The following is a 23,572-nucleotide window of genomic DNA, read 5'->3' on the forward strand; positions in this document are numbered from 1 at the left end:
TAGCGTCAGAAGAATTACCCTCTGCCGCCTGTTTTCTGTTTCTGGCTTTGCACGCCAGCCGTTATCCGCCTTCTGAAGCTATCGCTTGTCTTCAGTTGTGGCCTGCTGTTTTGGCCTGGCGCCTTTATGGTCTTCTGACCTTCTGACCACCGCTCATTGATGGCTTACCGCTTTGCTATTTATCGCTGGCGCGCGCGCTTTGCGGGCAGCGTCCCACCGTGAAAACAACCGCTTGTGAACCATGCCGATGGCCTGTAACGATGTCTGACCGTTTTGGCGTTCAGGCAGGGAGTTGTTACACTCATGGCTCGCATTCTCCTGCAGAGCATAAAAAAACATGGAATCCTGGAAGGTTAACCTTATTTCGGTCTGGTTTGGCTGCCTGTTTACCGGCCTTGCTATCAGCCAGATTATTCCTTTTCTGCCGCTCTACGTGGAGCAGCTGGGCGTCACCGATCCCAGCGCGCTGACGCTGTGGTCAGGGTTAATCTTCAGCATTACCTTTATGGTTTCAGCCATTGTCTCGCCAATGTGGGGCAGCCTTGCCGATCGTAAAGGGCGCAAGCTGATGCTGCTGCGCGCTTCGCTGGGCATGGGAATAGTCATTTTTTTACAGGCTTTTGTAACCAACGTCTGGCAGCTGCTGCTGTTACGGGCGTTGATGGGGCTGACCTCCGGCTATATTCCCAACGCCATGGCGCTGGTCGCTTCGCAGGTGCCGCGCGAGCGCAGCGGCTGGGCGTTGAGCATGGTTTCCACCGCGCAAATCTGCGGCGTGATTATGGGGCCACTGCTGGGCGGCTTTCTGGCTGACTGGGTCGGGCTACGTGCCGTATTTTTTATTACCTCCTGCCTGCTGCTGACCAGCTTTATGATTACGCTGTTTCTGATCAAGGAAACCGGGCATCGCAAAATCAGCAAAGAAGAAAAGCTCAGCGGCGCCATGGTTTTTCGTTCGCTGAGTCATCCCGGATTAATTATCAGCCTGTTTATCACCACGCTGGTTATCCAGCTTTGCAACGGCTCAATCAGTCCAATCCTTACACTGTTTGTGCGCCAGCTGGAGCCGAACGTAGAAAACATTGCCTTTATCAGCGGCCTAGTGGCAGCCATTCCCGGCGTATCGGCGCTCTTTTCCGCGCCCCGACTGGGCAAGCTGGGCGACCGAATCGGCGCGCAGCGCATTTTATTTGCCGCGTTAATGCTGACGATAGTGCTGTTTCTCGCCATGTCGTGGGCAAGCAGCGCCTTACAACTCGGTGCGCTGCGTTTTCTGCTGGGGTTTGCCGAAGGCGCCATGATGCCGGCGGTGCAAACGCTGCTGCTGCGCTACTCCAGCGACCGCATTACCGGACGGATTTTTGGCTATAACCAGTCGTTTATGTATCTGGGTAACGTGGTCGGGCCGCTGATTGGCTCAGGCGTTTCCGCCATCGGCGGTTTCCGCTGGGTCTTTACCGCCACGGCGATCGTGGTGCTGATTAATACCGTGCAGCTGATGCTGGTCTGGCGGCGCAGAAAAGCGGCTGCGGCGGCCTGATCACGCCTCGTTTGCGGCTTTAGCCTTTTAAGGTTTTTCGCGCTTTCCCGCAAGGAAAGCGTTAAGCGTGGTTACGCCGGGTAAAAACAGGGGCTAACAGGATTTTTCTGCATTGTCGGCCCGTGTGGCGACGCTTACTATCAGCGCCATTGTTACCATGAGGAAAGAGCAATGAGTCGTTTGATTAAAGCAGTGAGTGTGGTCGCGCTGGTAACAGCATTAAGCGGATGTCTGTTCCCGCCGCCGGGCGGCGGTGGCGGTCACGGCGGTTGGGGCGGCGGCGGCTCACGCGGCGGTTTCTCCCAGGGGCCGGGCCGCTAACGGATGACGGGCCGGCGTGGTTTACGCCGGCGCTTTTTTTACCAGTACGTTTCTCACAGCCGCTTGCCAACAGCATGGCTTGTTCGCTATCCGCCATAAAATTTAATCAGTATAAATAACAATAGTTTATCCAATCCTGCGCACGGCATGCTTCGCTTTAAGATGGCCGATCTCCCTGTTAATGCCAGGCTTATCAAGTCTGATAATACAAAAGCATAACAAGAAAGGAGCCTGTCGTGAGCTATCAAAACGCTATCGTCCTGCAGGATTTACCGCAGCTGAAACCGGTCAGGGTGCCCATTGGGGAGCAGGAGATCCTGCTGATTCGGCAAGACGATGAAATCAAGGCCTACCAGGCCAAATGCCCGCATTCCGGCGCGCCGCTGGAGCAGGGCGCTATCCGTGACGGCTATCTGGTTTGTCCCTGGCATAAGGCCAATTTCGCCATCAGCGACGGCAGTCTGTGCGAGCCGCTGGCGCTAAGCGATCTGCAACGCTATCCGGTCAGGGTCGAGAACGGCATGGTGCAGGTGGATCCCGAAGCGCTTCCCCCGCTGTATCAATTTGCAGAAGAAGAAGATGAGCCGGTGTTCGCGATCCTGGGCACCGGCGCGGCAGGCGCGGCGGCGGCCTGGACGCTGCGTCGGGAAGGCTTTAAGGGAAGGCTGGTGCTGGTCGATCGCGAACAGCAGGCACCTTACGATCGCACCGTGCTGAGCAAATTCGTGCCGTCCGGCAAGATGGCGATTGATGAGGTGCCGCCTCTGCTGGATGACGATTTCTGGCACTATGCCGAACGCAAGCACGGCGACGTGGAGCAGCTGGACAGCCGCGAGCAGCTGCTGCGCTTTGCCGATGGCTCCACTCTGCATTATGACCGGCTGCTGATTGCCACCGGCGGGATCCCGCAGCGGCCCGATTTCAGCGGCAAGGCGCTGTTCGGCGTACACGTGCTGCGCAGCCTTGAACAGGCGGCGACGCTGTTGCAGGAGGTGGATGAAAGCAGTCAGCTGGTGATCGTCGGCAACAGTTTTATCAGCATGGAGCTGGCTTCTGCGCTAAGAGCCAAAAAAGTGCAGGTGCAGGTTATCGCGCCCGATGCGCTGCCGTTTATAAAGCAGTTCGGCGAGCAAATCGCGCGCTATTTTCGGGAGCTGCATGAAGAAAACGGCGTGGAGTTTATCGAAGGCGAAGTGGCTGCGCTGCAGGGCGAGAAAGGCCACGTCAGCGGCGTCGAGCTTAAAAACGGTCGCGTGGTGCCCGCCACTGCCGTGCTGCTGGCAACGGGCGTCGCGCCCGGCACCGGGTTTATTCACGATCTGCCGCTGAACGACGACGGCAGCCTGACGGCCAGCGAGGAGCTGGAAATCGCGACCAACGTCTGGAGCGCGGGCGATATCGCCACCTGGCCCGCCGCTTCCGGCCCCATGCGCATCGAACACTGGCGCGTGGCGCAGCAGCAGGGCCGGGTGGCGGCGAAGAACATGCTTGGTCGCGGCGAGAAGTTCGATCGCGTGCCCTTTTTCTGGACGGCGCAGTTCGGCACGCGCTACGAGTATCTGGGTCATGCCAAAGAGTGGGATGATTTTCGGCTGTTCGGCTCGCTGAAGGAAAAAACCTTTGTGGCGCTCTACGGGCAAAGAGGCCAGCTGGCCGCGGTCGCCTCCTGCGGGCTGTATACCTTTACCGCCGATCTGGTGCGTCGGATGCAGCAGCCGATGACCATGGCCGAAGGCGCGGCGCTGGCGCAAAAAGCGCTGGGCTGAATACGCATTCAGCCCCTCCGTAATGAGGGGCTGAAGTGGGTCAATCTTTACTCATCCGTTCCGACTTGTTCATGCACTGCTGCATCGCTTCCATGACCGCCGCACGGAATCCTTTCTCCTCCAGCACTTTTACCGCTTCGATGGTGGTGCCGCCTGGCGAGCAGACCATATCTTTCAGCTCGCCGGGATGCTTGCCGGTTTCCAGCACCATCTGCGCGGAGCCTTTTACCGCCTGCGCCGCAAACTGATAGGCCTGCGCTCTTGGCATCCCGCCGAGCACCGCCGCGTCGGCCATCGCCTCGATAAACATAAAAACGTAGGCCGGCGCAGAGCCGCTGACGCCGACCACGGCGTGGATTTGATATTCCGGCACCAGCGCCGCCTTGCCGAAGCCGTTAAAAATCGCCACGATTTCATCCGCTTCTTCTTTGGTCACCAGCACGTTCGGCGTCACGGAGGTCATGCCTTCATTGACCAGCGCTGGCGTATTGGGCATTACGCGCACCAGTTTGCGATCGTGCCCCAGCGCCTGCGCCAGCGAATCAAGCGTGACGCCAGCCGCGATGGAAACCACCACGGTATCTTTGTTCAGGCAGCCGGAAATTTCCTTGAGTACGCTAAGAATAACGTTGGGCTTCACCGCGCCGAATAAAATATCGGCCTGTTTCGCGACTTCTTCCGCGCTGCTGCCCGGCGTAATGCCGTACTGCTCGTGCATGGCCTGATTCGTTTCGGGCTTGCGATCGTAAACCCAGATGTCTTCCGCTTTCACCTGGCCGGCGGCAACCAGGCCGCCAATAATAGCTTTCGACATATTACCGCAGCCGATAAAACCGATTTTTTTCATCATCCTTCTGCCTCTTTTTGTCTTTTCATTCCGTTCAGCTTACGTCATTACCCGGCTTAATTCAGCTTCGGCTACGCTTAAGCAACAACCAGGAGCCGCAGATGAATCTAAAGAAACAAAATGAAATGGACAGCCGCCGCTATCCGGTTCAGGAGCATATGCGCCTGCAGCGGATTGAATGGCGGATACAGCGTATTGGCTATCTTTTTCTGTTTACTATCGTGATCCTGGGCGCCTGCGGGCTTTTCTCAAAAGGGATGCTGAGCAACAAACGGGTGAAGTCGGCAGACGGCGCCCTGGAGGTGGAATACGAGCGTTTCGGGCGGCTGGCGAGCGATATGTCGATGACTATCCGCATCAGGCCGCAGCAGGACGGTGACTTCAGGCTGGTGCTCAACGGCGAGGAGATGGACAACTTTCAAATTCAGTCGCTTCAGCCGCAGCCGCAGCAGGCGTTCAGCCGTGGCAATGCTCTTGAACTGCACTGGTCTTCTCCTCGCTATCGCGACGGCGCGACGGTGTGGATTGGCCTACAGGCGCAGAACCCTGGCCGCTATCCGGTTACCGTGACGCTGGACAATAAAACCAGCGTGCAGTTTACCCAGTGGATTTATCCTTAGGAGCTAATTATGGAAACCGTTTTGCGGGCTGCCAGTATGTATTTATTGCTGCTGGTAGTGTTGAAAATCGCCGGACGCCGCACGCTGATGGAGATGACCTCGTTTGATTTGATCCTGCTGCTGATTATCAGCGAGGCGACGCAGCAGGCGCTGCTGGGCAACGATTTTTCGGTCACCGGCGCATCGCTGACGATTATCACCCTGGTGGTGGTCGACATCCTGTTCGGCATGTTGAAGGCGCGTTTTCCCCGGCTGGATATGCTGATTGACGGCACGGCGCTAATCCTGGTGGAAAACGGCAGTCTGCTGCCGGAAAGGGCCAGAAAAGCGGGCATTTCCGAAGAGGATATCCTGAATTCTGCCCGCAGCACCGCGGGGCTGGAGCGGCTGGATCAGATCAAATTCGCTATTCTGGAGAAGAACGGCAAGATCAGTATTATCCCGCAGCGCTAAGATGCGGTGAATAACAGGTTGCCATTCCTGAAAAGCCAGGCAAGATCGCAGGCAGTGTTGTGTTGATAAAGGAAAGGGCGATGCCAGTCTGGGTAGATGCCGATGCATGTCCAAAGGTAATTAAAGAAGTGCTGTATCGTGCGGCGGAGCGCGAGCAGGTAATGGTGACGCTGGTGGCGAATCAGTCGCTGAGCGTGCCGCCCTCGCGTTTCTTACGCACGCTGCGGGTGCCGGCGGGTTTTGACGTAGCGGATAATGAAATTGTTCGAAGGGCGCAACCCGGTGATCTGGTGATCACGGCAGATATTCCGCTGGCGGCGGAAGTGATGGAAAAAGGGGCCGTGGCGCTGAATCCGCGCGGCGAACGCTACAGCGAGGCGACGATAAAAGAGCGGCTGACCATGCGCGATTTTATGGACACGATGCGGGCGAGCGGCGTGCAGACCGGCGGCCCTGCGACGCTGAACCAGCGCGACCGTCAGCAGTTCGCCAACGAGCTGGATAAATGGCTACAGGCGCAGCGCTGCAAATAGCAAAAGGCGGGGAAATCCCCGCCTTTCATTTATGCAACCAGCCTCGACCTTATTCAGACAAAGCTGTCGTCGTCGTCAAAACCGCCGTTGTCGAAATCATTATCGTAGTCGCTGGCGTAATCCTGCGGCAGTCCGGCATCCTGATTCAGGAAGGGGGCGTCGGTGCCGTTGTTAAACGTATCCAGATTATTGTCGAAACTTTCCTGCGGCAGCGCCGGTTCGTTAATAATGTTTACGATCTCTTCCGGCTGCGAGTGGTGGAACATGCTGGTCAGCATATCCGCCATCACTACGCCGCCCGCCACGCCGACCGCCGTCTGTAGCGCGCCGCCTAAAAAAGCCTCGGCCAGCCGAAGGCGCCGCGGGCGCAGAATAGGGCTGCTGCGCGTTATTCCACGGCTGCTGCTGTGGTGCATTGCCCCAGGCAGACTGCTGCTGTGGCGCGTTGTAGGATTGCTGCTGCTGCTGCTGGCGGCCGCCGCCAAACAGGCCGGAAAGAAAGCCGCCGCTGCTTTGCTGCGGCTGGGCCGCCAGCTTCGCCTCTAATTCGCTCACCCGATTGTTCAGCTGTTTCAGAGCCGCTTCCTGGATCAGGATCGCCTGCGCCATGTAATAGGGCGCGCCTGGCTGCTGCTGAAGCTGCTGCTGGATCAGTTTTTCTGCGGCGGCATCACGCGGGCCGGACTGGGTTTCAGCCTGTTTCAGTCGGCCAAACAGGCTTTCAATTAACTTTTGTTCTTCGCTCTGCATAAGAGATCCTCATTAACGGGCTGTCCCTTTATTTTGGGGCAGAACCGGGGAAAGTAAACGAGGTTCGGGTAAGGAAATGTTGCCGGGCTTACCGCCAGGCTAAAATGTATGTAACGGAAGGTTTACATGCTATTTTTGCTTTATATCAAAGGGATGTGCTGTTTCTGCCGTGCAAGGGGTGTAAAGAAAAAGTGACTGCTGGTGACAAACAAGAATTCTCGGTATGATGCCTGCCTCTCATTATTCACTGCCGGTTGCTGCTAAGCGGCCAGTAAACAAGGCTGAGGAATTTTTCGCCATGTCCTTACCCCTCTATCTTATCGGCGCGCGCGGCTGCGGAAAAACTACCGTTGGCCAGGCATTGGCGCTGGCGCTGGGCTATGCCTTTAGCGATACGGACAAACATCTGCAGCAGACCACCGGACTGACCGTCACGGAAATTGTTGCGGCTGAAGGATGGCAGGGCTTCCGGCAGCGCGAGTCGCTTTCTTTACAGGCGGTAACGGCCGATCGCACGGTTATTGCTACCGGCGGCGGCATGGTGCTGGCAGCGGAAAACCGGCAGTTTATGCGCGAGCACGGCCAGGTTATCTATCTGAAAGCCGATGCCGCCGTACTGGCCGCCAGGCTGGAAGCCTATCCGGAACAGGCGCAGCGGCCCACGTTAACGGGCCGACCTATTGCTGATGAAATGGTCGACGTGCTGGCCGCCCGCGATAAGCTTTATCATGAGGCGGCCCACTATATTATCGATGCCATGCAGCAACCTGAGGTCGTGGTTGAGGAAATTATTAGCGCGCTGGCGCTGGCTCGCGCCAGTTAAACCTACGATTTTTCCCAAGTTGCGCAGAGCGGACAGAGAATTATCAGCCTTTGTCTATACTTGAAGTACGGAAGCTGGCCGCGCGGTAAATCCCGGCCAGCTCGGTAATACTTTAAGGAGGGAAAAGATATGCCTGGCAGACCGCCCTATCCTCGTGAAGCGCATATTGTTCCGATAAAAAAAGGAACGGAAGAAAATTGTGTCACCTGGTACGAACTTCGTGCCGATCATCCTAAGCCGGATACGCTAATCAGTGAGCACCAAAGCGAGCAGGAAGCGGTCGACGCTAAAGCTCGTTATGAAGATATCGAAAAAGAGTAACGTATGACGGCATGGACGCCGTAAAACACCGGGGCACAGCAAGGCGTGGTTAAAATGTAAGCGCTACCACCTGTAATTCAGGCGAATCTTCTGCCAAAACGACCGCTGCTGTTGCGACAGCAAGCTGTCTGGCTCAAGCAAAAAATAATTTTGCGGCAGAAGACAAATTACCAACATAATTTGCTGTGTATTGATATTTGTATCATGGGATCCGGGCTTGACCGAAAGCGACTGGCGTCATATTTTCGCTGCACGTTTATAAGCCTGACGCTTCCATCGCCTTTAACTGGACAGACCATTGACCGAGATCTTCACCACTCCGCTTTCCCATCCAAATCCGTCGTCTTTTTCCGGAACTGATATCCTGTTTTCCGGAAGTTTTATGTCCGACGTGTTTAATGAGGCAGAAAGCAATACCCACAAACTGGCTACCTTAACCTTAGGAAAGGCGCCTCGCAGAGATCTGCTGCCTCTGCTGCTGGAACACCTGCCTGAAGAGAATATCGCACACTTCGGATTGCTTGACGGCCTTTCAGCGGCCGACATCGAACAGCGTTATGGGCCGGTAGCGGGCGAAAAGGTGACGATGACGCACATGGAGGATGGCTCTTTCGTCATTCTCTCTGCCGCGAAGGTCGAGGCATCCCTGCAAAAGTTGATCAACAAGCTGGAAGCGGAAGGATTTGAAAATATTCTGGTTCTTTGCGCAGGCGAGTACAAAAACCTTAAGACCAGCAGCGCTGTTCTGCTGGATGCGTACCGTATGCTGCCGCCGTTGGTTAACGCCATTACCGACGGCCATCAGGTCGGCGTCATGGTGGCGCGAAAAGAATATCTGGGCGAGCAGGGCTATAAGTGGCAAAGTCTGTCTTCAAGACCTCGCTTTGCCGTAGCCAATCCCTGGGTAAAGCACGACGACGAGCTGATTGACGCCGCGCTACAGCTTCAGGAGCAGGGCGCCGATGTTGTGGTGCTGGACTGCCTGGGCTATCAGCAGCGTCATCGTGATTTCTTACAAAAACTGCTGGGTATCCCTGTACTGCTTTCCAACGTGCTGCTGGCCGGACTGGCCGCAGAGCTGGTAGCGTAACGATTACGGGCCGCCCGTTTTCATCTCTGATAAAGGATAGTGCCATGCTCAACGTCAGCGAGTACTTCGAAGGAAAAGTGAAATCGATCGGGTTTGACAGCGCCAGCACAGGGCGCGCCAGCGTCGGCGTGATGGCGGAAGGAGAGTATACTTTTAGCACCGGCGATCCGGAAGAGATGACCGTGGTCAGCGGCTCGTTTAAAGTGCTGCTGCCGGGCGAAACCGAATGGCGTCACTACGATCCGGGCCAGGTTTTCAACGTGCCGGGCCACAGCGAGTTTCACCTGCAGGTAGCCGAACCTTCTTCCTACCTTTGCCGTTACCTGAAAGCGTGATGCAGAGAGGCCGGGCATCCGGCCTTCGTGTTTCCTGGCTTTGCTGGTATCTGCAAGCGTGATGCAGAGAGGCCGGGCATCCGGCCTCCGTGCTTTGCTTAACGCTGCGCTTCGCCGCCCAGCGCTTCGATAGTATTGGCTATCAGTGCAGACAGCTCGCCGGTCATCAGGATAAAGTCGGCATCAAAGCGTGCCGCCACGTCTTCCCTGTCGATGTCGTCATTCTGCTCGCGCAGCGTATCGGCGAACTTCAGGCGTTTCAACGATCCATCGTCCGACAGCACCAGCTGCACGCGTTCCTGCCAGTCCAGCGCCAGCTTCGTCACCAGCTTGCCCGCTTCGATATGATTAGCGATTTCATCGCACACCAGATCCTGCTTTTTACAGCGGATCACGCCGCCGTCTTCCAGCAGCGCTTTCAGCTCCGCTTCATCCATCAGCGCAAAGCCCGCCGGCGTATCGCCGGAGCGAACCCATTCGGTCAGCGTCAGCTCAATCGGGCTTTCCAGCGTTAGCGGTACCACCGGCAGCGACCCCAGGCTTTTACGCAGCAGGGCCAGCGTATCTTCCGCTTTTTTGGCGCTGGCGCAGTCGACCATAATCATGTTGTTAACGGTGTCGATCCAGACAAAGGTCTGGCTGAAGCGGCTGAAGGCGCGCGGCAGCAGGCTGTGCAGCACTTCATCCTTTAACGAATCCTTTTCCGTTTTCTTCAGCTTGCGCTGCTGCTCCGCTTCCAGCTTGCTGATTTTCGCTTCCAGCGCCTGTTTGATCACCGGCGACGGCAGGATTTTCTCCTCTTTGCGGGCGCAGATCAGGATCTGTCCGTTATTGACGTGGGTCAGCGCATCGCTTTTGGATCCCATCGGCGCAACCCAGCCGGTTTTCGCCATGTCCTGACTGCCGCAGGGAGTGAAAGAGAATGCCTCAAGTTGTTTTTCCATTTCGTCTGCCGCCAGCGGGATCTCGCGATTCAGACGATATACCATCAAATTTTTAAACCACAGCATTGTACTTTCCCTCTCCGGCGCGTCATGCGCGCTCATTCAAAGTCAGCGCGCATGATAGCGAATCGGCGACGGGGTTTCATTGCCTTTTGTCGTTATTCTCCGACCAGCATCGCATCGCGCGGCGCGCTGGCGCGCTGGGCTTTGGTCAGCAGGAAATAGCCGTAGCCAGCGGCCATTAACAGCGCAAACAGCCCGCCAATAACCGGGTTAAACCACAGCATCGCCACCAGGCAGACCAGCGCCAGCAGCAGCGCGATGCCGGGCACAACAGGGTAGCCTGGCGCGCGGAAACTGCGTTCCAGATCCGGCGCGCTACGCCGCAGACGGAACAGGCTTAACATACTCATCAGGTACATTACGATGGCACCAAACACCGCCATGGTGATCATCGCCGCCGTCAGCGTCATGCCCTGAAGATTGATCCAGCCGTCGCTAAAAATGGCGGCGATACCAATCACGCCGCCGGCGATAATAGCGCGGTGCGGCGTCTGAAAACGGGAAAGCTTCGCCAGCCCGGCGGGCAGGTAGCCCGCGCGAGAAAGCGCGAAGAACTGGCGCGAATAGCCGAGAATAATGCCGTGGAAGCTGGCGACCAGGCCAAAAAGACCGATCCAGACCAGCATATGCATCCAGTTAGAGTGCTCGCCGACAATCATTTTCATGGCCTGCGGCAGCGGGTCGTTGATGTCCGAAAGCCTGCGCCAGTCGCCCGCGCCGCCCGCCAGCAGCATCACGCCAATCGCCAGCACCACCAGCGTCAGGATCCCGGCGATATAGGCCTTAGGGATGGTGCGTTTGGGATCGCGGGCCTCTTCGGCCGCCATCGCCGCGCCTTCAATGGCCAGAAAAAACCAGATGGCAAAAGGGATAGCGGCAAAAATGCCGGAGACGGCGGGCAGGCCGAAGCTTTCGCTGCCCGCCCAGCCGTGCGCGGTAAAATTGCTCAGGCTGAAGCCCGGTGCGACCACGCCCATAAAGACCAGCAGCTCGATCACCGCCAGCACCGTCACCACCAGTTCAAACATCGCCGCCAGCCTGACGCCCAGGATATTCAGCGTCATAAAAATCAGGTAAGCGCCGACCGCGGCATATTTAGGATTCAATCCCGGATACTGCACGTTAAGGTAAGCGCCGATCGCCATGGCAATGGCCGGGGGAGCGAAGACAAACTCAATCAGCGTCGCCATACCGGCGATCAGCCCGCCGGTTTCGCCAAAGGCGCGGTGGCTGTAGGCGAAAGGGCCGCCCGCGTGCGGAAGCGCCGTGGTCAGTTCGGTAAAGCTGAAGATAAAGCAGGTGTACATAAGGGCAATCAGGGCGGTCGTCACCAGAAACCCCATGGTGCCCGCCACGCCCCAGCCGTAGCTCCAGCCGAAATATTCGCCGGAAATGACCAGGCCTACCGCAATGCCCCACAAATGTATCGTGCCCAGAGTAGGCTTTAGCTTGCTTGTCATATCGCTGTTCCCGCCAGTAAGTGTTGATTGATAATGCAGCCGTCGTCCCGGGGAAACTTGACGCGGGCATAAGGATTTTTGCGCTCTGCTGTCAACTCACAAGCAAAAAAAGTGCCCGCTGTACGCTAAAGTCAAAAGAGGGTTACCTGCGGTCAAGCGATTGAGGAAGCGTCACGCCATGCTGGTTCAGGCCGTATCAACTTCTTTCGGGAGCCACACTGATGACCAGCCAATATGACGACCTGACCAATGCCGCGCTGCTGGCGCTTGCCCACCGCGCTCTGAGCCGCTATCCGGCCGCTTTACAGGGCAAACTCAGCCTGCTTTGCCGCTCGGAGAACGCTACCTTTCTGCTGGAGGCCGCCGGAAAACGCTATGCGCTGCGCCTGCATCGCGGCAATTATCATCAGCGCGCCGATATCCTCAGCGAGCTGCGCTGGCTGGATGCGCTGCGCGAAACGGGTATCGTGGTGCCGCAGGCGCTTGCCGATCGGGAAGGGCAGACCGTTCAGGATTTGCGGCTGGCGGACGGCAGCCTGCGCCACGCGGTGCTGTTCGACTGGATCGAAGGCGAGATGCCGGACACCGACGTCGATCCCCGCGCGTTCCAGGATCTTGGCCAAATCACCGCGCGGCTGCATCAGCACAGCAAAAGCTGGCAAAAACCGGCGGGTTTCCAGCGCATCATCTGGGATCATCAGACCATGGTCAGCCCGCAAAGCCACTGGGGCGACTGGCGAGACGCGCCGGGCTTGCGGCGTGACGATCGCGGCGTGGTGGAGCAGGCCATTACCCGCGCTGGCGAAGAGCTGGCCCGATTCGGCAAAGATCCTTCCCGCTATGGCCTGATCCATGCCGATCTGCGCCTGACCAATTTGCTGCGGCATAAAGGCGAAACGCGGGTGATTGACTTCGACGACTGCGGCATGGGCTGGTATCTGCACGATCTTGCGGCAGCCATCAGCTTTGTGGAGCACCATCCTCGTGCAGCGCAATGGGTGGACAACTGGATCAAAGGCTATGAGCAGGTGGCGCATATCAGCGATGCGGAGCTGGCGCTGGTGCCGACGCTGCTTATCCAGCGCCGTATACAGCTGCTGGCCTGGGTCGGCTCGCACGCGCAGACCGCGATGGCGCTGAGCCTGGGGCCGCAGTGGGCCGATCATTCGGTGCGCCTCTGCCATCGCTACCTGGAAACCAGCGAGCTGCCGGTGGGCGCTTAGCCGCCAGCTGGTATAGAAATTGCTGATTAAGCAGAATGTTTTCTGCAGCGAGGCGATAAATAATGGAAAGCGGAGCGATCAAACGGCCTGAGATGGCAGCGGTGCTGAATGCTGGCTGTAACCATGGCGTGCTGGCCGCCGCTGCCAGCGGCCTCGGTGAATTTATCACGGAAAAAGGCGGCGACGTCGACCGCATTTTCGGCGTCAGCGGCATCGATCCGGAGCAGCTCGCCAGCCCGACGCTGAGCCTGGGGCTGGTTAACTACTGCCGGGTAATGGAGGAAGCGGCGCGCTGCTCAGGGTTTGATAACTTCGGTTTGCACTACGGCAGGCAGTTTAAACCGCAGTCATTAGGCCTGATTGGCTATGTCGGGCTTTGCTCCGCCACGCTGGAGCAGGCGCTGCACAACGTCGTCAACGCTTTTCCGTGGCATCAGCACGATACCCTGACGCGGCTGACCGACAAAGGCGACTGCTGGCGACTGGACTACCAGGTACGCCACGGCGCGATTTTATGCCGCAGGCAGGACGCCGAGCTGACGATGGGCATGTTTATGAACCTGATCCGTCACGTTGCCGGCAGGCACTGGGCGCCAAGAGAAGTGCACTTTGAACATCCCCGCCCCGAGCAGTGGCATGAGCACTGCAAAGTCTTTGACGCACCGGTTTGGTTTGAACAGCCCTGTAATGCGATGATCATCCCTAAAAAAGATCTGGCGCGCGCGATGCCGGAAAGCGATCCGATGCTGCTGCTGGTGATGCAGGACGCGATCCGGCGTCTGAACAGCGCGACGCCGCGCCAGAGCGTGGTCGATCGGGCGCGTTCGCAGGTGCGTCTGATGCTGATGCAGGGCGAGCCGGCGCTGCCCGAGGTGGCAGAAAAAATGGGCATGTCGAGCTGGTCGCTCCAGCGCCGCCTGCGCGAAGAGAACCTGAGCTTTACCGCGCTGGTGGACAAGGTGCGCTGCGAGCTGGCGACCTGGTATTTACAGCAGCGGCAGCTGCCGGTGTCCGAAATGGCGCTGCTGCTGGGCTATTCAGAAGTCAGCGCCTTTTCGCGCGCTTTTCGGCGCTGGTTTGGCGTCAGCCCGCGCCAGTGGCGGCAGGCCAGCTAGTCCGGCTTAAGCTCGATAGCCATTGAAGCCGGCCAGCTAGTCAGGCTTCAGCTCGATAACCATTGAGGTCGGCAGCGAAGGCGGCGGCGGCGGCAGGTTTTCCGCGCTGCCGATCACGCCCCATGCTTTCAGGCAGAGCTGTTCATCGCCCCGGGTGCTCTGTACGCCGTAGCGGCCGTTCTGGCGCCAGGTGACGGTGACGGTACAGGTGCGTCCATGATAGCGATGCGCATTGTAAAAATTGCGCTGAATGCCGTACTGCATCTCAGCAAAATAGCGACAGTTATTCTCCGTGCGGCCGCTACAGACTTTATCCGCCCATGCCTGCATCTCCTGCGGCGTGGCCGGTACAGGACGCGGCTCTTCTGGCGGAGAGTGGCAGGCCGTCAGCAGCAGCGCCAGCAGCGTCAGTCCGCTTTTAATCATTCCCGATGGCATTTTTTTCCCATGATTACTAAAGGTTTTCTGATGTAAGCCGATAGTTTAGCCTGTTAGCCTCAGGCTGACAGGTTATTCCGGCGATCCTGGGCCATTTACAGATTATTTCCCTGTCGTGGCCAGGCAGTAAAATACCGTTTGTTCGTCAAACGCTATTATTTCCTGTGTTTTTCTGCATCATTATTGTATTCTGCGCGCGGACGCTGGATGTATTTTTTTATTCATGGAAAAGAAAAGAATGAAATATCGTTATAACCTTGTTGCTTTTTCTTTATTAAGCTGCGCGCTGCTTAGCGGCTGCGCCACCGAATCCTCCCGAGCTATTGAAGCGCCGCAGGTAGCTGCCGCCAGCCAGCCGGTATATCAGGGCGCAAAAAGCCCGATAGCCATTGGCAAATTCGATAACCGCTCTTCTTATATGAACGGTATTTTCTCTGACGGCGTGGATCGCCTGGGCAATCAGTCTAAAACCATTCTTATTACTCATCTGCAACAAACCGGTCGTTTTAACGTGCTGGATCGTGCCAACCTTGATGAGCTGAAAAACGAAGCAGGCTATAAGCACAGTACTCAAACGATTAAAGGCGCGGATTACGTTATCACCGGCGATATTACCGAATTCGGTCGTAAAGAAGTCGGCGATCAGCAGCTGTGGGGCATCCTGGGCCGCGGCAAAACGCAGGTAGCCTATGCAAAGGTCAACCTGAACGTTGTCGACGTGGCGACCTCAGAAGTGGTCTACTCCGTGCAGGGCGCGGGCGAATACGCACTCTCCAACCGCGAAGTCATCGGCTTTGGCGGCACCGCCAGCTACGACTCCACGCTTAATGGCAAGGTCATGGACCTGGCGGTACGCGAAGCGGTAAATCATCTGGTCAGCGGTCTGGAATCAGGCGCGTGGCGTCCGGTTAAATAACGGAGAAAAAAATGCGAGTAATAAAATATACCGCAGCGGTTGCCACGGCACTGCTGTTAACCGCCTGCGCGCAGAAAAAAGAAAATATCTATTACTGGGGCGACTACCAGAATTCGCTTTACAGCTTTTATCAAAACGGCAGCGCGCCGGAAAAAGAAATCGCTACGCTGAATAAAGTGATTGAAGAGGCGAAAGCCAAAAATAAACCGGTGGCACCGGGCCTGCACGCGCAGCTGGGATTACTTTATGTTAACGCTGGCCAGCCCGATTTAGCTTTCCAACAGTTTACCGCCGAGAAAACGGCTTTTCCTGAGTCCGCTTCTTATATGGATTTCCTGATGCGTAATAAGCAGGGAGCAAAATAATGAAAAAGCTTTTCGCCTTTACCGCTCTGCTGGCCGTTATCACGCTGACCGGCTGCGCAAAGAAAACGCCGCATGACTACAGCGCGTTTCGCGCCAGCAAGCCCGCTTCCATTCTGGTACTGCCTGCGGAGAACCACACAACGGATATCGCGGCGGCGCACAGCCTTACTTCGCTGGTCACCCAGCCGCTGGCGGAATCCGGCTATTACGTTTTCCCCGTGGCGGTGGTTGAGGAAACCTTTAAGCAGAACGGTCTGAACAACGCCACGGATATTCGCAGCGTTTCCACCACTAAGCTGCACGATATTTTTAACGCCGACGCGGCGCTGTATATCGATATCAACACCTACGGCACTAAATACCTGATTGTGGACAGCGAAACGCGCGTGACCGCTTCGGCAAAACTGGTGGATTTACGCAGCGGCAAGCAGATCTGGAGCGGGTCGGCGACGGCCTCCGATAATGAGAGCAGCAACAATAATCAGTCCGCGCTGGGGATGCTGATCGCCGCCGCCGTGCACCAGATCGCCAGCAACGTCTCGGATAAAGCCCATGATGTCGCGGCCATTACAAGCGCCCGCCTGCTGACGGCTGGCGACGACGGTGCGCTTCTGCTAGGCCCGCGCGCTAAGGCCGGGAAGATCTGACGGTTCACCGTCTGGCTAAGTAAAACGGTAAAATCTGATGGTTTACCGTTTGGCGAAGGCAAAACGGCCCGGCTCGCATTCACGCGTGCCGGGCCGTTGCTTTTTCACGTTGCAGGGCGTTAGTCAGTCGCGCCCGACGGCCGCCGCGTTTTTACTGCGGTTGCTGGCGTAGATAAAGAACAGGGCGATGCCGAGACAAACAATGGCGCCCAGACGACTGGCCGAAAACGACACGGCCGCGTTGCCCAGCCAGCCAAAATTATCAATCAGCATACTCATCGCTAGCTGGCCGAAGATCACCGCAACCGTGGCGACCGCCGTCCCGATACGCTGTACCGCCAGCACCATAATCACAATGTAGGGAACGCCGCACAGCGCGCCCAGCAGCTGCCACTTCGGCACGTCAAGCAGGCTGACCGCCTGCTTCGGTTCAAAGAAAAAGATCAGCAGAGCCGTAATCAGCGCGCCGACGGAAAACGTCAGAAAGGCGCAGCGGAACACGCCCACTTTACTGCCCAATTGGCCGTTGATCGCGGCCTGAATGCTCAGCATCGCGCCGCCAGCCACTGCCAGAATAATCATCAAAATCGTTATCATTGTTTTACCCCCTTGCCACCAATACCAGCGCGACGACAATAAATAGCAGCGCGATCAGGCGCTTGCCGTCCGTTTTTCTTTGCGGCGTGCCCAGCAGGCCGAAGTGATCGATGATCAGGCTTTTAAACACCTGCCCGGCAAGAATGCCGATCATGGTCATCGCGACGCCGATGGTCGGCGTGGCAACGGTAAGGATAACCACGTAAATCGGCCCCAGTACGCCGCCCAGCAGCTGCCAGCCGGGCTGGGCAAAAAACGACGGGCTGTTGCGCGGGCTGAAAAAAAGCATCAGCAGAAAGGTCAGCGCGGCGCCAACACCGAAAATACTGAAGGTTGCCCACAGGTCGCCCACTTCTCCGCCCAGCGGCCCTAACAGGCCTGCCTCTACGGACAGGCCCATACCGCCGGCAATAACCAAGACAATCAATAAAAGTTGCATAGCAAAATTTCCCCGTTAATCAGGCGCGGAAGGTTACAGCGGTCGAGAGATGATAGAAATGCTATAGTGCGGTAAACACTTTTGCAGGAAATGCATTAATGCCGGGTCTGGAATCGGTCAATCTGCGCGCGATAAAACTCTTTATTGCGGTTTACGATGCGCAAAACTTCTCGGCGGTAGCCAGACGTGAGGGCATCTCCGCCTCTCAGGTGTCGCGCGTGATCCATCAGCTGGAGAATTCGCTGGGCCAGCAGCTTTTTTATCGCAATACCCGCGCGATAGCGCCCACGGAAAGCGGGCGGCTATTTATCGATTATGCGCGCGGCATAACCGGCAATATGGAGGAGGCGCGCAGAACGCTGCACGAAAGAACGCTGGCGCCTTCTGGTCTGGTACGGATTAACGCGCCAATCTACTTTGGCCAGCGGCACGTCGCGCCTGGCCTCGCGGCATTAGCCGAACGCTATCCGCAGCTGACCATCGAGATGATGCAAACCGATGACTATATCGATCCGCATAAAGAACCGGCTGATGTGATCTTTCGTATCGGCGCGCTGACCGATTCTTCTTTTCACGCCCGCGTATTCGGCACGCAATACTATTATCTGGCCGCTTCGCCTGAGTATGTGCGTAAGCATGGCGCGCTTGTCCATCCCGACGAACTGCATCGCCACCGCTGTCTGGTTTACCGCGGTTCGTCCGGCCCGAACCGCTGGTTTTTCCGCCAGCCGGGCAGGGAGTGGATCCACTATCCCGTGTCGCCGCTGCTGGCGTCAAACCATGCGGAAACGCTGCTGGTCGCCGCGCTGGGGGGCATGGGGCTGCTGCTCTACCCGGACTGGCTGATCGGCGACAGACTGCAAACGGGCGAGCTGGTCAGGCTGCTGCCGGATTTTGCTGCCGCTATCACTACCGAGCCGCAGCATATCGCTGCGATTTACCCCCATACGCGGCATCCTCCTCTTAACGTCAGGGCGGTCATCGACCATTTTGTTGAGGCTTTCGGCTCGCCGCTTTACTGGCAGATTCAGCCCGGCACTTCCAGTCGGCTGTAACCCAGTCCGTTGATTTTGCGCACCTTGATCTGCACCGGGATACGCTCTTTCATCGCTTCCACATGGCTGATTACGCCAATGGTTTTACCGCTGGCGTTCAGCGCGTCTAGCGCATCCAGCGCGCCGTCCAGGGTAGCGGCATCCAGCGTGCCGAAGCCTTCGTCCAGAAACAGCGATTCGATCTGCGTTTTATGGCTGACCAGATCCGAGAGCGCCAGCGCCAGCGCCAGGCTCACCAGAAAACTTTCGCCGCCGGAAAGGGTGCGCGTATCGCGCAGCGCGTCCGCCTGCCAGGTATCCACGACCTGCAGCTCCAGCGCCTCCTGCGATTTGCGCTGGAGCAAATAGCGGCCGTGCAGGCGGTTTAGCTGGTTGTTCGCCAGCCAGACAAGATGATCCAGCGTCAGGCCCTGGGCGAATTTGCGGAACTTATCGCCTTCCTTCGAGCCGATAAGCTGATTGAGATAGCTCCAGTCTTCTACCTGGCGCGTTTCTTGCTCAATGGTCGCCAGCAGGTTTTTTTGCTGTTCGCGGCGATCCGCATCACTGCTGAGCTGCTGTCGCGTCTCGCCCTGTTGACGGGCGTTTTCTTTCAGCTGTTGCGAGAGGCTTTCCACGGCGGCGTGCAGCGCAGAAGGATCTTCCGGCAGATCCTGCGGCTTTTCCGGCAGCGCCGTCAGGGTTTTTTCTGCCTGAGCCAGCAGGATCGCTGCCTGCTGGCGTCGCTGCTCGTGCGTTTTCTGTAGCGCCTGCAGCTGCCGCAGCCGATCTTCATCCATCAGCGCCGCCGTAAAGGCCGCCTCGCTGCTGAAGTCGCTGGCTTCCAGCGCCGCGCTAAAGGCCTGCTGCGCCTGTTCCAGCCTGTGCGTCAGCACGGTCAGCTGCTCGTCCAGCGAATTATGCTGTCCGGTCAGGGTATTTAACTGGTTCTGCCGCTGCTGCCACTGCTGCTGTAGCTGCTGGCCGCGCTCAAGATGCTGCTGCGACAGCGCGCGCAGCTGCTGCTGCACCTCGGCCGCCACCTTGTCGCCAAACAGCTGTCGCCGCTGGTCGCGCAGGACGGCCAGCGCCTGTTGACCGGCCTGGCTGCGCTGCTCACGCTGGATCAGCTGCGCCTGTTCACGCGCGATCTCTTCCTGCAACGCCTGCTGCTGCGCGGCCAGCGCGGTCAGCTGCGAAGCCGAAGCCGTCAGCGACTGCGCAACAGTGTTCCACGCATCCCACTCTTTCTGTCGTTCATGCAGCCAGTTTTCGGTTTCCTCCGCCGGCGGCAGCGTCAGATCCCGTTCGGCCAGCGCAGCGCGCAGGCTATCATGCTGCTGCTGCGCCTGCTGTTGTTGCTGGGCGAGCGACTGCTCCAGCTCTTCCTGCGTTCTGACAGAAGTAAGCAGTTGCTGACCTGCCAGCTCCTGCTGCTGCTTCATCTCGCTGAGCGCTTTCTGCATTTCCGCCAGCCGATCTTTCTGCTGCTGAAGCTGGTGGGCGCGCTGCTGCAAATCCAGCAGCTGCGCCTGCGTTTCGCTTTCCTGGCGTTCCTGAGCGGTCAGCCAGTCGCTGGTCTGTTGCAGATCGTCCGGCGAAGCGCTCAGGCCCAGCGCCTGCGCCGTGCTCTGCCACTGTTCGCGCAGGCGCGCCGCTTCGCTGTCGCTTTCCGTCAGCTCACGCTGCAGCTTTTCCAGCTGCGCCTGCAGGCTTTTCACCTGTTCGCCTCTGGCGGTGCCGCGATCCTTCAGCTGGTCGACTTCCAGCCTTAAGGCGGCAAGGCGCTGCTGGTTTTCAGAAAGCTCAAGCGCCTGATAGTCGGCGACGGCGGGATGCTGGCAGGAGCCGCACAGCGGGCAGGGCTGTTCCGGCTCCAGCCGGGCGCGATACTGCTCCAGATCGGCGATGCGCTGCTCCAGCTCGCAGCGTTTTTCCAGGTCCTGCAAATGCTGCCGCTTCTCTTTCCAGCCGCTGCGCAGGTTTTGCAGATCGGCCTGCGCCTGCTGGAGCTGCTGCTGCAACGCGGTGCGATCGTTGTGCTGGCTTTGGCTTCGCTGCATCAGCGGCGGCCACTGCGAGGCGATCAGCGCCAGGCGTTGCCGCTGCGGCCGCTGCTGCTGTAGCCTGGTCAGCGAGGCCTGTAGCTGCTCTTCGGAACGCTGCTGCCGCTGGCTGGTTAACGCCGCTTCGGCTTCCGCGACCTGTTTTTGCTGCGCTTCAAGCTGAGCCTGCTGCGGCTGCGCCTGCTGTTCCGCCTGGGCAATCTGCTGCCGTAGTCGGCTGACCGCCTGCTGCTGTTCGTGGATACGCTGGCGCAGCGCGGCCAGCGCCTGTTCACTTTGCTGCTGCTGTTCGAAGCGCGCGCGCCACAGCGGCAGCGATTCTCCCCAGTGGGCAAAATGGGCGTGCTGCTGCTGCCAGCGCTGCTGCTCCTGCTGGCGGGCCGCGTTTTCCTTGTGCTGGTTTTGGGCCTGATGCAGCGCGGCCTGGCGCGCGTTAAGATGAAGTTGGTAATCGCTTACTTCTTTTTCCAGCGCCTGGTTCTGTTGGGCCAGCGTGTCGATACGGTTATCCAGCGGCAGCAGCTGTTCGGCGATCAGCGTCTCCTGCTGCTGCCTGTCGTTTTCGTGCTGCTGCCGGGCCGCCTCCGCCTTTTTCAGCTCGTCGGCCAGCTCGTCCAGCTGCTGTTGAGCCTGCTGGCGCTGCGTATTGATGTGCTGCTGCTGCTCAGCGAGCGCGAGCCGATCCTGCCGATGCTGATTGCGCAGTAGCCACTGAGGACGCAGCTTTTCCGCCGGTTCGGCCTGTTGCAGCCGGTTCAGCTGCGGCATCGCTTCCTGCCAGGCCGCTTCCACCTCCTGCTGCCCGGCGACGGCCGCTTCTTTTGCCTGTAGCGCCGTCTGGTACTGCTGGTGCCAGTGCAGCAGCTGCTGCCGATGCTGAAGCTGCGAAGTGAGCGCCTGCTCCTCTGCCAGCAGCCGGGCTGACTGTAACGTAAGTTGTTGAACCTGTTCATTATCCAGCAGCGCCATCCCGGCGGCCTGCGCCCGCAGATTCTCCAGCGCGCCACGGGCGTTTTTATGCCGCTCAAAAACGCTGGCGGAAAGGCGACCGTAGATTTCCGTGCCGGTCAGCTCCTCCAGCAGCTCGGCGCGGCTGTTGGCGTCGGCGTTAAGAAAGGCGGCAAACTGTCCCTGCGAGAGCATCATCGACTTGGTGAAGCGCTCAAAATCCAGCCCGGTCAGCTCGGTCAGCATCTCCAGCTTGTCTTTTACCTTGTCGGCGACGATTTTGTTATTGTCGCAGCGGGCCAGCTCGACGCGCGGTGCCTGAAGATTGCCGTCTACGGCACCGCGTGCGCGGTTCTGGCTCCAGAACGCCCGCCAGGCGACGCCTTTTACTTCAAACTCCACCTCGGCCAGGCATTCTGAGGTATCCCGCGTCATCAGGTCGTTCTGTGACTGCGACAGCTTACCCAGCCGCGACGTTTCGTGATAAAGCGCCAGGCAGATGGCATCCAGCAGCGTGGTTTTGCCCGCGCCGGTCGGGCCGGTAATGGCGAACAGCCCGTTGCTGGCGAACGGTTCGGCGGTAAAGTCAATTTTCCATTCGCCTTTCAACGAGTTGAGGTTTTTAAACCTTAGCGTCAGGATCTTCATGATGGCTCCTCCATGTCCGCCAGCGTCTGGCTGAACAGCAGCGTGGCGCGCGCGATGCGCTCCGGCTCTTCTTCTTCGGCGGCCAGACGGCGCTGAAAGACTTCCTCCACGCTCAGCTCGCTCAGGGTTTCGTTGTTCTGCCGGCTGATAATGCTGTCGCGCTGCTCGCGGCTGCGGCGCAGCAGCACCACCTCGACCGGCAGGCTTTCCGTCAGTTCCTGGATACGCCGCTGGAGGTCGTTGAGCCAGGTTTGCGTGGCGATTTCGATATCCAGCCAGACTTTCTGCCCCGTTTCCGGCGGCTGGATCTCGCGCAGCTGGCGCTCGATCTCTTCCAGCGAGCCTTTAATCATCTGCATGGGCTGAAAGAGCGGCACCGTCAGCGGCATGACCTGCTGTAGCTGGCCGTCGGCGAAATCGACCAGGAACACGCTTTTATCGCGTCCCAGCTCGTCAAAGCTGAGCGGAATGGGCGAGCCGCTGTAGCGAATATGATCCGTATCGGCGATGCGCTGCGCGCGGTGAATATGGCCCAGCGCGATATAATCCGCAGGGGGAAAGGCCTGGGCGGGAAAAGCGTCCAGCGTGCCGATATAGATATCGCGTACGGCGTCGCTTTTGGTGACGCCCATTGTGGTCAGATGGCCGGTGGCAATAATGGGCAGCGGCAGCTCGCCGCGTATTTGCACCGCTGCCGCGTAGCTGCGCTGATAGTGGTGAGTAATCGCTTCCAGCAGCGTCTGCTGTTTTTCCCGTCCCGACTGACCCGCTTTGCTGACGGTAATATCGCGGGGGCGTAAAAAAGGAATAGCGCAGAGCACCGCGCCGGGCTGACCGTCCCGCTGGTTCAGCATCAGCACCTGATCGGCCGGATCCTCGCTGGCGGCGGCAATCACCCGCGTATTCAGACAGGCCAGCAGCTCGCGCGATTCGTTCAGCATGGCGACGGAGTCGTGGTTGCCCGCCAGAATAATCAGCTGGCAGCCGGTCTGATGCAGCCTGACCACAAACCGATTGTAAAGCTCGCGCGCGTAGCTGGGCGGCGAGCCGGTATCAAACACGTCGCCCGCGACGATCACGGCATCGACCTGATGTTGCTCAACCTGTCCGACCAGCCATGTCAGAAAAGCGTCATGCTCCGGCGCCCGGCTTTTGGTGTAAAAAAACTGGCCCAGATGCCAGTCGGCGGTATGAATAAGTCGCATAGCGTCCCTTCAGTGTCAGGTAAGCGAAACGCCGATTATAAACGCCTGGCCAAAAAACCTCAGCT

At 58.3% G+C, this 23,572-nt stretch carries 24 protein-coding genes and 1 pseudogene; 16 read left to right on the forward strand and 9 right to left on the reverse strand.

The features are described from left to right. Positions 1–337 precede the first annotated feature (337 nt). The 3 genes from ACVWZ0_RS05875 to ACVWZ0_RS05885 all read left to right on the forward strand — a co-directional run bounded on the left by ACVWZ0_RS05875 (position 338) and on the right by ACVWZ0_RS05885 (position 3,627). Complete coding sequence (locus ACVWZ0_RS05875) at positions 338–1,540, forward strand: multidrug efflux MFS transporter (protein ID WP_253455118.1); 1,203 nt, start codon at positions 338–340, stop codon at positions 1,538–1,540. Between the two features lie 171 nt (positions 1,541–1,711). Continuing rightward, entirely contained in the window at positions 1,712–1,861 is a 150-nt protein-coding gene (locus ACVWZ0_RS05880) for a hypothetical protein (protein WP_253455117.1), read from the forward strand. Positions 1,862–2,097: 236 nt separating this feature from the next. Further along, the gene (locus ACVWZ0_RS05885; RefSeq protein WP_253455116.1) at positions 2,098–3,627 is read left to right on the forward strand and encodes an FAD-dependent oxidoreductase; all 1,530 of its coding nucleotides are present in this window, start codon (positions 2,098–2,100) and stop codon (positions 3,625–3,627) included. 40 nt (positions 3,628–3,667) lie between these two features. Here the strand turns inward: ACVWZ0_RS05885 and proC are convergent, their stop codons facing one another. Then, the gene (gene proC / locus ACVWZ0_RS05890) at positions 3,668–4,477 is read right to left on the reverse strand and encodes a pyrroline-5-carboxylate reductase (RefSeq protein ID WP_253455115.1); all 810 of its coding nucleotides are present in this window, start codon (positions 4,475–4,477) and stop codon (positions 3,668–3,670) included. Between the two features lie 98 nt (positions 4,478–4,575). Between proC and ACVWZ0_RS05895 the strand changes: the two genes are divergently transcribed. The 3 genes from ACVWZ0_RS05895 (at position 4,576) to ACVWZ0_RS05905 (ending at position 6,080) form a co-directional block, all read left to right on the forward strand. Continuing rightward, positions 4,576–5,094, forward strand: coding sequence for a hypothetical protein (locus ACVWZ0_RS05895; RefSeq protein WP_253455114.1), 519 nt, complete (start codon positions 4,576–4,578; stop codon positions 5,092–5,094). Positions 5,095–5,103: 9 nt separating this feature from the next. Then, positions 5,104–5,547, forward strand: coding sequence for a DUF421 domain-containing protein (locus ACVWZ0_RS05900; protein ID WP_253455113.1), 444 nt, complete (start codon positions 5,104–5,106; stop codon positions 5,545–5,547). 80 nt (positions 5,548–5,627) lie between these two features. Then, positions 5,628–6,080 (forward strand): YaiI/YqxD family protein, encoded by a 453-nt coding sequence (locus ACVWZ0_RS05905; protein ID WP_253455112.1) that lies wholly within the window; start codon positions 5,628–5,630, stop codon positions 6,078–6,080. A gap of 53 nt (positions 6,081–6,133) precedes the next feature. Here ACVWZ0_RS05905 and ACVWZ0_RS05910 read toward each other — a convergent pair. Then, positions 6,134–6,830 (reverse strand): annotated as a pseudogene (locus ACVWZ0_RS05910) (DUF2076 domain-containing protein). 298 nt (positions 6,831–7,128) lie between these two features. Between ACVWZ0_RS05910 and aroL the strand changes: the two are divergent. From aroL to ppnP, 4 genes are all read left to right on the forward strand, one after another. Next, a complete protein-coding gene (gene aroL / locus ACVWZ0_RS05915; RefSeq protein ID WP_253455110.1) occupies positions 7,129–7,653 on the forward strand; it encodes a shikimate kinase AroL in 525 nt (174 codons plus the stop codon). A gap of 129 nt (positions 7,654–7,782) precedes the next feature. Next, positions 7,783–7,974, forward strand: a complete 192-nt coding sequence (locus tag ACVWZ0_RS05920; protein WP_125288368.1) for a YaiA family protein — start codon at positions 7,783–7,785, stop codon at positions 7,972–7,974. A gap of 382 nt (positions 7,975–8,356) precedes the next feature. Beyond that, on the forward strand, positions 8,357–9,064 hold the full coding sequence (locus tag ACVWZ0_RS05925) for an AroM family protein (protein ID WP_253455109.1): 708 nt from the start codon (positions 8,357–8,359) through the stop codon (positions 9,062–9,064). A gap of 44 nt (positions 9,065–9,108) precedes the next feature. Beyond that, a complete protein-coding gene (gene ppnP / locus ACVWZ0_RS05930) occupies positions 9,109–9,399 on the forward strand; it encodes a pyrimidine/purine nucleoside phosphorylase (protein WP_253455108.1) in 291 nt (96 codons plus the stop codon). Positions 9,400–9,497: 98 nt separating this feature from the next. Here the strand turns inward: ppnP and rdgC are convergent, their stop codons facing one another. Both rdgC and eat read right to left on the reverse strand, forming a co-directional pair. Then, positions 9,498–10,409, reverse strand: a complete 912-nt coding sequence (rdgC, locus tag ACVWZ0_RS05935; protein WP_253455107.1) for a recombination-associated protein RdgC — start codon at positions 10,407–10,409, stop codon at positions 9,498–9,500. Between the two features lie 92 nt (positions 10,410–10,501). Next, positions 10,502–11,866, reverse strand: coding sequence for an ethanolamine permease (eat, locus tag ACVWZ0_RS05940; protein WP_253455106.1), 1,365 nt, complete (start codon positions 11,864–11,866; stop codon positions 10,502–10,504). 218 nt (positions 11,867–12,084) lie between these two features. Between eat and ACVWZ0_RS05945 the strand changes: the two genes are divergently transcribed. Beyond that, positions 12,085–13,089 (forward strand): phosphotransferase enzyme family protein, encoded by a 1,005-nt coding sequence (locus tag ACVWZ0_RS05945; protein WP_253461093.1) that lies wholly within the window; start codon positions 12,085–12,087, stop codon positions 13,087–13,089. 62 nt (positions 13,090–13,151) lie between these two features. Next, complete coding sequence (gene qhpR / locus ACVWZ0_RS05950) at positions 13,152–14,204, forward strand: AraC-like transcriptional regulator QhpR (RefSeq protein WP_253455105.1); 1,053 nt, start codon at positions 13,152–13,154, stop codon at positions 14,202–14,204. Between the two features lie 36 nt (positions 14,205–14,240). Here the strand turns inward: qhpR and ACVWZ0_RS05955 are convergent, their stop codons facing one another. Beyond that, positions 14,241–14,642 carry a cell envelope integrity TolA C-terminal domain-containing protein gene (locus ACVWZ0_RS05955; RefSeq protein WP_253455104.1) on the reverse strand — a complete coding sequence of 134 codons (402 nt, stop codon included), beginning with the start codon at positions 14,640–14,642 and terminating at the stop codon, positions 14,241–14,243. A 238-nt stretch (positions 14,643–14,880) separates the two neighbouring features. Between ACVWZ0_RS05955 and ACVWZ0_RS05960 the strand changes: the two genes are divergently transcribed. The 3 genes from ACVWZ0_RS05960 to ACVWZ0_RS05970 are packed head-to-tail and all read left to right on the forward strand — an operon-like array spanning position 14,881 to position 16,570. Further along, complete coding sequence (locus tag ACVWZ0_RS05960; RefSeq protein WP_253455103.1) at positions 14,881–15,558, forward strand: CsgG/HfaB family protein; 678 nt, start codon at positions 14,881–14,883, stop codon at positions 15,556–15,558. 11 nt (positions 15,559–15,569) lie between these two features. After that, on the forward strand, positions 15,570–15,923 hold the full coding sequence (locus ACVWZ0_RS05965) for a DUF4810 domain-containing protein (protein WP_253455101.1): 354 nt from the start codon (positions 15,570–15,572) through the stop codon (positions 15,921–15,923). Further along, positions 15,923–16,570 carry a DUF799 domain-containing protein gene (locus tag ACVWZ0_RS05970; protein WP_253455099.1) on the forward strand — a complete coding sequence of 216 codons (648 nt, stop codon included), beginning with the start codon at positions 15,923–15,925 and terminating at the stop codon, positions 16,568–16,570. Before ACVWZ0_RS05965 ends, ACVWZ0_RS05970 begins: the two co-directional genes overlap by 1 nt. A gap of 123 nt (positions 16,571–16,693) precedes the next feature. Here the strand turns inward: ACVWZ0_RS05970 and ACVWZ0_RS05975 are convergent, their stop codons facing one another. Together ACVWZ0_RS05975 and ACVWZ0_RS05980 are read right to left on the reverse strand one after the other, a co-directional pair. Then, complete coding sequence (locus ACVWZ0_RS05975; protein WP_253461091.1) at positions 16,694–17,164, reverse strand: DMT family transporter; 471 nt, start codon at positions 17,162–17,164, stop codon at positions 16,694–16,696. A gap of 7 nt (positions 17,165–17,171) precedes the next feature. Further along, on the reverse strand, positions 17,172–17,606 hold the full coding sequence (locus ACVWZ0_RS05980) for a DMT family transporter (RefSeq protein WP_253455097.1): 435 nt from the start codon (positions 17,604–17,606) through the stop codon (positions 17,172–17,174). Positions 17,607–17,704: 98 nt separating this feature from the next. On the opposite strand from ACVWZ0_RS05980, the gene ACVWZ0_RS05985 reads away from it, so the two are divergent. Next, complete coding sequence (locus ACVWZ0_RS05985) at positions 17,705–18,661, forward strand: LysR family transcriptional regulator (RefSeq protein ID WP_253455096.1); 957 nt, start codon at positions 17,705–17,707, stop codon at positions 18,659–18,661. Here the strand turns inward: ACVWZ0_RS05985 and ACVWZ0_RS05990 are convergent. Both ACVWZ0_RS05990 and sbcD read right to left on the reverse strand, forming a co-directional pair. Continuing rightward, the gene (locus ACVWZ0_RS05990) at positions 18,634–22,302 is read right to left on the reverse strand and encodes an SbcC/MukB-like Walker B domain-containing protein (RefSeq protein ID WP_253455094.1); all 3,669 of its coding nucleotides are present in this window, start codon (positions 22,300–22,302) and stop codon (positions 18,634–18,636) included. The two genes, ACVWZ0_RS05985 and ACVWZ0_RS05990, sit on opposite strands and share 28 nt — an antisense overlap. Beyond that, positions 22,299–23,507 carry an exonuclease subunit SbcD gene (gene sbcD, locus ACVWZ0_RS05995; protein ID WP_253455092.1) on the reverse strand — a complete coding sequence of 403 codons (1,209 nt, stop codon included), beginning with the start codon at positions 23,505–23,507 and terminating at the stop codon, positions 22,299–22,301. The genes ACVWZ0_RS05990 and sbcD overlap by 4 nt, the downstream gene beginning before the upstream one ends. Positions 23,508–23,572: the final 65 nt, after the last annotated feature.

This window comes from Erwinia sp. TECH1, from assembly GCF_054057575.1.

Bases quoted from the DNA above. Each gene is read 5' to 3' on its own strand.
- ACVWZ0_RS05965 (WP_253455101.1), top strand. From the start codon at position 15,570: ATGCGAGTAATAAAATATACCGCAGCGGTTGCCACGGCACTGCTGTTA.
- ACVWZ0_RS05880 (WP_253455117.1), top strand. From the start codon at position 1,712: ATGAGTCGTTTGATTAAAGCAGTGAGTGTGGTCGCGCTGGTAACAGCA.
- ppnP (WP_253455108.1), top strand. From the start codon at position 9,109: ATGCTCAACGTCAGCGAGTACTTCGAAGGAAAAGTGAAATCGATCGGG.
- rdgC (WP_253455107.1), bottom strand. From the start codon at position 10,409: ATGCTGTGGTTTAAAAATTTGATGGTATATCGTCTGAATCGCGAGATC.
- ACVWZ0_RS05895 (WP_253455114.1), top strand. From the start codon at position 4,576: ATGAATCTAAAGAAACAAAATGAAATGGACAGCCGCCGCTATCCGGTT.
- ACVWZ0_RS05985 (WP_253455096.1), top strand. From the start codon at position 17,705: ATGCCGGGTCTGGAATCGGTCAATCTGCGCGCGATAAAACTCTTTATT.
- ACVWZ0_RS05925 (WP_253455109.1), top strand. From the start codon at position 8,357: ATGTCCGACGTGTTTAATGAGGCAGAAAGCAATACCCACAAACTGGCT.
- ACVWZ0_RS05900 (WP_253455113.1), top strand. From the start codon at position 5,104: ATGGAAACCGTTTTGCGGGCTGCCAGTATGTATTTATTGCTGCTGGTA.
- qhpR (WP_253455105.1), top strand. From the start codon at position 13,152: ATGGAAAGCGGAGCGATCAAACGGCCTGAGATGGCAGCGGTGCTGAAT.
- ACVWZ0_RS05875 (WP_253455118.1), top strand. From the start codon at position 338: ATGGAATCCTGGAAGGTTAACCTTATTTCGGTCTGGTTTGGCTGCCTG.
- ACVWZ0_RS05955 (WP_253455104.1), bottom strand. From the start codon at position 14,642: ATGCCATCGGGAATGATTAAAAGCGGACTGACGCTGCTGGCGCTGCTG.
- ACVWZ0_RS05905 (WP_253455112.1), top strand. From the start codon at position 5,628: ATGCCAGTCTGGGTAGATGCCGATGCATGTCCAAAGGTAATTAAAGAA.
- sbcD (WP_253455092.1), bottom strand. From the start codon at position 23,507: ATGCGACTTATTCATACCGCCGACTGGCATCTGGGCCAGTTTTTTTAC.
- aroL (WP_253455110.1), top strand. From the start codon at position 7,129: ATGTCCTTACCCCTCTATCTTATCGGCGCGCGCGGCTGCGGAAAAACT.
- eat (WP_253455106.1), bottom strand. From the start codon at position 11,866: ATGACAAGCAAGCTAAAGCCTACTCTGGGCACGATACATTTGTGGGGC.
- ACVWZ0_RS05980 (WP_253455097.1), bottom strand. From the start codon at position 17,606: ATGCAACTTTTATTGATTGTCTTGGTTATTGCCGGCGGTATGGGCCTG.
- ACVWZ0_RS05970 (WP_253455099.1), top strand. From the start codon at position 15,923: ATGAAAAAGCTTTTCGCCTTTACCGCTCTGCTGGCCGTTATCACGCTG.
- ACVWZ0_RS05960 (WP_253455103.1), top strand. From the start codon at position 14,881: ATGAAATATCGTTATAACCTTGTTGCTTTTTCTTTATTAAGCTGCGCG.
- proC (WP_253455115.1), bottom strand. From the start codon at position 4,477: ATGATGAAAAAAATCGGTTTTATCGGCTGCGGTAATATGTCGAAAGCT.
- ACVWZ0_RS05990 (WP_253455094.1), bottom strand. From the start codon at position 22,302: ATGAAGATCCTGACGCTAAGGTTTAAAAACCTCAACTCGTTGAAAGGC.
- ACVWZ0_RS05920 (WP_125288368.1), top strand. From the start codon at position 7,783: ATGCCTGGCAGACCGCCCTATCCTCGTGAAGCGCATATTGTTCCGATA.